At 71.3% G+C, this 4724-nt stretch carries 5 protein-coding genes; 2 read left to right on the top strand and 3 right to left on the bottom strand.

Annotated elements, in window-relative coordinates:
- The 3 genes from MXD58_RS20250 to MXD58_RS20240 all read right to left on the bottom strand — a co-directional run.
- Positions 1–207 (bottom strand): hypothetical protein (locus MXD58_RS20250; protein WP_308302002.1); only part of this gene is annotated, 207 nt, incomplete at its 3' end.
- A complete protein-coding gene (locus MXD58_RS20245) occupies positions 204–818 on the bottom strand; it encodes a biliverdin-producing heme oxygenase (protein WP_250609733.1) in 615 nt (204 codons plus the stop codon). The genes MXD58_RS20250 and MXD58_RS20245, both read right to left, overlap by 4 nt.
- A 174-nt stretch (positions 819–992) precedes the next feature.
- Positions 993–1727 (bottom strand): type 1 glutamine amidotransferase domain-containing protein, encoded by a 735-nt coding sequence (locus MXD58_RS20240; protein ID WP_248840635.1) that lies wholly within the window; start codon positions 1725–1727, stop codon positions 993–995.
- Between the two features lie 394 nt (positions 1728–2121).
- On the opposite strand from MXD58_RS20240, the gene MXD58_RS20235 reads away from it, so the two are divergent.
- Together MXD58_RS20235 and MXD58_RS20230 are read left to right on the top strand one after the other, a co-directional pair.
- Complete coding sequence (locus MXD58_RS20235) at positions 2122–3207, top strand: aromatic ring-hydroxylating oxygenase subunit alpha (RefSeq protein WP_248840688.1); 1086 nt, start codon at positions 2122–2124, stop codon at positions 3205–3207.
- Between the two features lie 347 nt (positions 3208–3554).
- A complete protein-coding gene (locus MXD58_RS20230; RefSeq protein WP_248840634.1) occupies positions 3555–4610 on the top strand; it encodes an isopenicillin N synthase family dioxygenase in 1056 nt (351 codons plus the stop codon).
- Positions 4611–4724 lie beyond the last annotated feature (114 nt).

The following is a 4724-nucleotide window of genomic DNA, read 5'->3' as shown; positions in this document are numbered from 1 at the left end:
GCCGAGCACCCGCGCGGCCGGCCGGCCGAGGGCGTCGGCGACGTTGCCGGACACCCGCGCCACGGTGAGGTCGTCGTCGTCGCGCACCGCCAGCAGGACGCCGTGTGGCTGCACGCTGCCGGGGACGTGGATCGGCTCGCGGTCGCAGTTGTCCAGGTCCACCGGCTCCGGCGACTCCAGCGGGCCGGCCCCTTCGACGCTGGTCACCGGGCGTACTCCGCTTCGAGGGCCTCGAACAGCTCGGCGGCGGTGGCGGCGGCGGACTCCACCCGCGCCTGGTCGCCGGCCGTCCAGTCCCGCAGGGCGCGGCGGACCTGGCTCCAGCGGCGGCCGGCCTCGGCGCCGTAGGAGCCGAAGAACGCCGTGGCGGCCACCGGCACAGGCGTCGTCGCGACATGCTCGACGATGAACCGGCCGCCCAGCGTGGCCCCTTCGAAGACGTACGCGACCCCCATCGCGGCCGCGATGTCAGCGACGGCGGGCACCCGCGGCGGCGGCAGCTCGGCGAGCGCCGCCGCCGGCATACCGAGGATGCGGAGGTCGCGGCGCAGCAACGGCAGTTTTCGCCGCGACGGCCAGTCCGGCAGCGGCGAGCCGGGGCCGGCCAGCAGAACATCGAGCCTGGGTTCCAACGCGCCGTAGAACCCGTGCATCCGCACCAGCACGTCGCGATAATGGCTCACCGAAAGGTCAGGCCCGGTTATCCGCAACGCGTTCTCCAGTCGCCGGTGGGCATCGGCCGTGCGCTGCCGGAGTACCACCATCACGTCGGGGAACGTCGCGGCGAGGCCGCCGCCATCGAGGCTTACGCCGTGCACCCCATTACCCATCGCATTGAATGTGCCGCGCTACGTCAATGCCCCTGCCCGCCCCCAGGTTGCGACCAAGCATACCGGGGGCAGGTGCCCCCCGGTATGCCTTTGGAAACGACGCACATCCCGCGACCGGATGGTTTCTGTGACCCTCAGCGTGTGACCCTCAGCGTGTGACCCTCAGCGCAGGTCGTCGGCGCTGGCGCGGGCGGCCTCGGTGTCGCCGCCGGCGCCGCGTGCCTCGCGGGCGAACACGTCCTCGGCCTGCTGGTCGGACGAGGTCTGGTCGGCCACCTCCCGGGCCGCCTCGGCATCGCTGAGTCCGGCGCCGGCCGGGCGGGTGGTTCCCCCGCCGGCGCGCGCCGGACGGACCTCGTCGACGATTGTCGCGCAGAAGGCCTTGAGGTCGTCCGGCCGGCGGCTGGAGATCAGCGTGTTCGGGCCGGCGGTGCACACGACAACCTCCTCGTCGACCCACGTCGCGCCGGCATTGGTGAGGTCGGCGCGCAGGCTCGGCCAGCTCGTGAGCCGCCGGCCGGACACGGCGCCGGCGTCGATGAGTGTCCACGGACCGTGGCAGATGACCGCGACGGGCCGGCCGGCATCGAAGAACGCCCGGGTGAACCGGACGGCATCCGGCTGGGTGCGCAGGTGGTCGGGACTCGCGACGCCGCCGGGCAGCACCAGCGCGTCGAAGGCCCGCGGGTCGGCCGCGTCGACGGTCTCGTCGACGTCGAACTGGTCGCCCCGGTCGAGGTGGTGGAACGCCTGGATCTGTCCGGGCCGGGTGGACACGAGCACCGGCTCGCCGCCGGCGTCGCGCACCGCGGCCCAGGGCTCGGTGAGTTCGACCTGCTCGGCGCCCTCCGGCGCGACGAGGAATGCGACGCGGGTACCCGCGAGGTCGTTCGCCATCTGACTGCTCTCCTTTCACCGTGCGCGGCTGGACTGGGTACCCCTGGCTCTGCCCGGCATCGGCGCGGTTACCCCGATCCCACACCACTCCCAGAACATCACGGTGCGCAACCACCTCCATACGGAAACCAGAGGATCTCGGTCGGGGCTGGCGGCGTTCCGCACGCAAAGCAACCCCCTTGTCCCTGTCGGAATGAGGACTTATCCCGGAACACAGGTCACCCAAGGGCGCCACATACCATTTCGTACCGACCGGGACATGGGATCGCCCGTCGTCATCACGGACGGCGCGCCGGCCATGTCCGCCGTTCCAGGGAGGCATCCGATCGACCGCTACGAGCTCATCGACCTGACTCGACGGGCACTCAAAATCGCAACGGACCGGACCACGGACATGACCGCGTCGGAGCGCCGTCAGCCCGCCGCCGCATATACCGATCGCGATCGTTTCGACCGCGAACGGGAACTCGTCCGGTGCTCTCCGCAACTGGTCGGTTATCGTTCCGAGCTGCCGACGCCAGGCACCTTCTGCACAAAGACCGTGATGGACGTTCCCGTGCTGCTCACCCGCGCGGCGGACGGCCAGGTACGTGCTTTCCAGAACGTGTGCGCGCACCGACAGGCGCCGGTCGCCCAGGGCTGTGGCGAGGCCGAGCGGTTCGTCTGCCCGTTCCACGCCTGGGTCTACAACAACGAGGGCCAGTACGTCGGCGGGCCGGGCCGGGACGGCTTCCCGCAGACCCTGAAGCCCGGCGCCGGCCTGACCGAGCTACCCGCCACCGAGCATTCCGGCTTCCTGTGGGTCGGCCTGGACCCGGCCGCCGGCCCGCTGGACATCGCCGGGCACCTCGGCGATCTCGGTCCGGAGCTGGAGTCCTGGAACATCGGGAACTGGGCGCCGATCGGCGAGAAGGTCCTCGACACCCAGATCAACTGGAAGTTCGCGCTGGACACCTTCGCGGAGAACTACCATTTCGCGTCCGTCCACAAGGACACGTTCGGTCTGATCGCCAGCAGCAACTGCGCGCTGTTCGACTCGTTCGGGCCGCACCATCGGCTGGTTTTTCCGCTCCGACACATCACGGATATCGCGGAGCAACCAGAGGAGTCGTGGGAGCCGCTCCACAACCTCGTGGTGATCTACGCGCTCTATCCGAACATCGTGCTTTCCGCCACGGTGGCCAATGGCGAGGTGTTCCGGGTGTACCCGGGCCGTGAGCCGGGCCACTCGGTGACCTATCACCAGAACGCCACCCCGATGGATCTCAGCGACGAGGCCACCCGGAAAGGCGCTGGGGAGATCTTCGAATACGCCCACGCCACCGTTCGTGACGAGGACTACCGCCTCGCGGCGGAGATCCAGCGCGCCATGGCCTCCGGCGCCCGCGCCGAGCTGGTCTTCGGCCGCAACGAGCCGGGCCTGCACCACCGCCACCTCGCCTTCGACGAGGCCCTCGGCGACCCGCTGCTGCACGACTGATCGCCGGTCGCGCCGGTCGCGAGGGCGGGCCCCGAGTCCCGCCCTCGCGACCGGCGCGAAACCCTACCTGGATCGTCGTCGTCGAAGCCACCCGAGTCGACCCCCCGCCCACTCCCCCGGCCCCACCACCCACGCCAGACTCGCCGCCCGCGCCGAACCCGCCGAACCCGCCGAACCCGAAGCAGCTCTTAGTGACTGGTCGGACACGGCGATTGTCCCGATCCGATGGGGGTTGGCGGCACGGGCCGGGGCGGCACGGGTGTCATCCGACGGTAACGACGGTCTCCTACGGTGAGCGGCGAGGCGGCGGTCGGGACCGGGAGGCGGCTTTGGGCGGCGGTGCGGGTGTGGCTGGATCCGGAATCGTGCCGGTGGTGGATGTGTCGGCGTGGACGGATCCGGATGGTGGTGGACGAGGGGACGAGCGGCGGGCAGTGGCGGGGCGACTCGATGAGGTGTGCCGGGCGGTCGGGTTCGCGCAGATCGTGGGGCACGGGGTGCCGGCGGGGCTGATCGCGGACATGCTGGCCGTCACGGGCGAGTTCTTCGAGCGGCCCGTCGAGGAGAAGCTGGCGTTGCGGCCGCCGTCACCGGAGGTCAACCGCGGCTACGCGCCGTATGGCAGCGAGGCGCTCGCCTACAGCCTCGGCGCCGAGGAGTCCCTGCCGGACCTGTTCGAGGCGTTCAACATCGGCGTCGACGCCTGGCCGGCGGGCGAGGCGTACTACGAGGCCGAGGCGCATCGGATGTTCGCGCCGAACCTCTGGCCCGCGCACCCGGCGCGGATGCGCTCGGTGTGGGTGGCGTACTTCGAGGCGCTCAGCGGGCTCGCCGCCCGGCTGATGGCCGCGTTCGCCTGCGCGCTCGACCTTCCGGACGACTACTTCGCCGGGCGCACCGGCCGGGCGCCGAACGTCATGCGCGCCAACCGTTACCTGCGCCAGCCCGGCTCGCCCGATCCGGCGCCGGGTCAGCTGCGGATGGGCGCGCACACCGACTACGGTGCCTGCACGATCCTGCTCGCCGACGACGTCGATGGCCTGGAGATCCTCGGTCCGGACAACGCCTGGCATGGGGTGCGGCCGGCGCCGGGGGCGTTCGTCGTCAACATCGGCGATCTCCTGGCCCGCTGGACGAACGACCGGTGGCGCTCCACGCTGCACCGGGTCGTCCCGCCGCCCGTCGCGCAGCCCGGCCCGGCGCTGCGCCGCTCGGTCGCGTTCTTCCACGAGGGCAACCACGACGCCGTCGTCGAATGCCTGCCGACGTGCGTGTCCGCGGACAACCCGCCCCGCTATCCGGCCGAGACCGTCGCCGACCACCTGATGGCGAAACTCCTCGGCCCCCGCACCCTCACCACCTCGACCGCCACGTCGACGACCACCGGCCGCACCGGCACCTGACCCCCGGGCCGAGTGCACCGCGGTTCACCATGATCGGCGAGTGCACCGCGGTTCACCATGATCGGCGAGTGCACCGCGGTTCACCATGATCGGCGAGTGCACCGCGGTTCACCA

This window comes from Frankia sp. AgKG'84/4 (genome assembly GCF_023242965.2).
Classification (GTDB): domain Bacteria; phylum Actinomycetota; class Actinomycetes; order Frankiales; family Frankiaceae; genus Frankia.
The sequence above is the reverse complement of the archived record's forward strand: the minus strand, read 5'-3'. Positions and strand labels throughout refer to the sequence as shown.

What these genes read in the sequence shown, in the direction of transcription:
- MXD58_RS20235 (WP_248840688.1), top strand. Translation starts at nt 2,122, where the DNA reads ATGACCGCGTCGGAGCGCCGTCAGCCCGCCGCCGCATATACCGATCGC.
- MXD58_RS20240 (WP_248840635.1), bottom strand. Translation starts at nt 1,727, where the DNA reads ATGGCGAACGACCTCGCGGGTACCCGCGTCGCATTCCTCGTCGCGCCG.